Genomic DNA, 602 nt, shown 5'->3' with positions numbered 1-602 from the left:
GAACACACCCGACACCCGCACCGCAACCTGATCCTCATCCCCCACACCGGACAGGACCGCCGCCAGCGCGTTCCCGGCGGTGCCCGCCAAGGCAGCCGGGAGATCGATCAGGCCGCCCCATCGGCCGGGTGCCTCCAGTGCGGCAACACGGCCGAGCCCCCAGACGGCGTTCCCGGCCGGATCGACGGCTGCGTCCGACCGCCCGACCGCAACCGCTCCCCGGGTCAGCACCCACAGCGGTGCCGTCACACCGGCATCGCCGAGGGCCTGTACCAACGCCACCGAACCCGACACGCCCACCGGCACGCCGTCTTCCTCGTTCAGGTCACCGGAGAGAGCGAGCAGCGACACCACGCCCGCCAGCGGCGCCGTACCCTCCAGCCGGGCGGCGAGCTGCGCACGATCCGCACACGGGTCGCAGGTCCACCATTCGACGTCCGCGCCCGCCGCCGTGAGGGCCTCCCGTACCGAAACGGCCCAGGCGTCGGCCTCAAGCCCTTCCGGTACGACAGCCAGCCAACGGCCGGACAGGGTCGCCTCGCGCGGGATGCCGGCCAACGGCGCCCACTGCACCCGGTACCGGTAACCGTCCATCTCGGTCT

1 protein-coding gene is annotated in these 602 nt (G+C 72.9%); it reads right to left on the bottom strand.

The features are described from left to right. Window positions 1–602, bottom strand: a 602-nt coding sequence (locus POF73_RS45865; protein ID WP_272125491.1) for a hypothetical protein, incomplete at both ends; no start/stop codon positions are given.

It is taken from the genome of Streptomyces sp. HD, assembly GCF_028369295.1.
GTDB lineage: Bacteria > Actinomycetota > Actinomycetes > Streptomycetales > Streptomycetaceae > Streptomyces.
The sequence above is the reverse complement of the archived record's forward strand: the minus strand, read 5'-3'. Positions and strand labels throughout refer to the sequence as shown.